Genomic DNA, 2,047 nt, shown 5'->3' on the forward strand with positions numbered 1-2,047 from the left:
TTCATATCGGTGACATTCTAATTCCAATCCTTCTCCGTTTCCAATGGGAATATGAATATGATCCGGGGAAACATTGATATGGTTGAAAAGGTTATTCATCATATAAGCGTAATAGCTCTGTGGATGCTCTCGTCCCAGCCCGATATATTCATCGAGATTAAAGGTAGTGACATGGCGGTAGTCGACATTCCTTTCTGCAAATCCTTTTATCATTTCCTGATAGGTTCCGAGCGGGGTCCCGCCTGTTGCGAGTCCCAGTACAGAGTGAGGGTTTGCTCGCACAACTCCCTCTATCTCATTGCAGGCGTATTCACTTAATTCTTGATAATCCTTCACCGAAACAAGGTTCATGATAGTCTCCTTCCTTTTAAGCACCAACCCCGGTTTCCTTGGAGGAACCGGGGTTGGCTTAAAGAATCCTATTGATCTAAGAATTTATCTAACTCTTTCTTAATGGTTGTAGCCTGGGAGCCGATGACGATCTGGACGTTCTTCTTGTCTACCTTGATGACCCCATGCGCACCAGTCTGTTTAATCTTTTCTTCATTTACTTTATCTGTGTCTTTCAATTCAAGGCGAAGACGGGTCATGCAGTGATCATTCACGATGACATTTTCTTTTCCGCCGATGTTTTCAAGGATTTTCTTCGCCATGTATTCATGGTTTGAGTGAGAGAGTGACAGGTCTTTTTCTTCTGCCGTGGCTGCCGCCTCGAACTCGAGGTCGTCTTCCCGCCCGATGAGTTTAATATCCCTCTTCACGATAATGGTATAGAAGGTAAAATAGTAAAGAGCAAAGAAAACAAGTCCTACAGGAATGATGAGCAAGCCTCCATCCGACAGGTTCAGGTTCACGACATAGTCGATCAGGCCTGCCCCCCACGAAAATCCGTGCCTGATATGAAGCATGTACAGCACCGCGCCGGCCAAACCGGTGTAAACAGAATGAATGAAATAAAGCAGCGGTGATGTGAACAGGAACGTAAACTCGATCGGTTCCGTGATCCCTGTCACAAATGACGTGGCTGCGCCGGAACTCATCAGCGTTTTCGTTTCCTGCTTCCGCTTTTTGGCTGCTTTTGTGATCGCCAGTGCAATCGCTGGGATACCAAACATCATCGTGATATAAAATCCTCCGATAAAGAAGCCTGCACTCGGATCCCCGCTTAAGAACCGGGTGATCTCGCCGTTTACGACTTCTCCTGAAGCGGTTTCATATTCCCCAAGCCCGAAATACGCATAGGTGTTAAGGACATGATGCAGTCCAAATGGCAGAAGGAAACGGTTCAAGAACCCGAAGATGAATACACCGAGGGCACCGAGGCCCATTAACGTTTTACTGAATGCATCGATCCCCATCTGTGCATAGGGCCAGATCAGTGACATAATTCCAGCTACCGGAATCATCGTAAAGATGATCATCGTGATTGGAAACTTCTCTCCGCTGAAGAAGGCAAACATGCTCGGCAGTTTGGTATCTTTGAATCGATTATAGATGAATGCCGCTATCAATCCTGCCATGACACCGCCGAACACACTCATGTTCAGATCCGGATCCATGACCTTTAATCCTTCTTTTAACACGATGATGGCGAGAAACCCGGTCAATGCAGGTATCCCTTTATCCCGGGTATTCGCAAGCCCCATCGCAATCCCGATCGCAATAATCGCGTCCATTTGAGCCAGGATTACCCCTGCTGCCTGAAACAATGGAATGTCCAATAAATCTGGTGCAGTCAACCTTAGTAACAACCCGGCGATCGGCAGAGCAACAATCGGAATCAGCAGTGACTTACCTAACTTTTGCAAGAAACCCTTCATGAAAAATCCCCCCTTAGTAAATTAAATCCCCTTGAACGTTGTTAATTCGATATCGGACCGTGACTTGAGCAGCCCGATAATTTCCGGGTGAGTCAGAAATTCTACTTCATCCACCCTTGGATACGTGAACGATGAGGTCGCCATCAGCTTTTTATCCAGATAGGCAGGATGGCACATCACTTCCACTGAGTTACTCTTTTCGAAGAGTGTATCCAGTGTTTTCTCAT

2 protein-coding genes and 1 pseudogene are annotated in these 2,047 nt (G+C 46.4%); all 3 read right to left on the reverse strand.

Annotated elements, in window-relative coordinates:
- A partial coding sequence (locus HP456_RS23285; protein ID WP_172255480.1) for a sugar phosphate isomerase family occupies positions 1 to 351 on the reverse strand: 351 nt, incomplete at its 3' end.
- A 68-nt stretch (positions 352 to 419) separates the two neighbouring features.
- Positions 420 to 1,820 (reverse strand): PTS transporter subunit EIIC, encoded by a 1,401-nt coding sequence (locus HP456_RS23290; protein ID WP_172255482.1) that lies wholly within the window; start codon positions 1,818 to 1,820, stop codon positions 420 to 422.
- A gap of 21 nt (positions 1,821 to 1,841) precedes the next feature.
- Positions 1,842 to 2,047, reverse strand: a pseudogene (locus HP456_RS23295) (chitin disaccharide deacetylase); the annotation flags it as partial.

The organism is Bacillus haikouensis (genome assembly GCF_013179555.1).
Taxonomy (GTDB): Bacteria; Bacillota; Bacilli; order Bacillales; family Bacillaceae_B; genus Rossellomorea; species Rossellomorea haikouensis_A.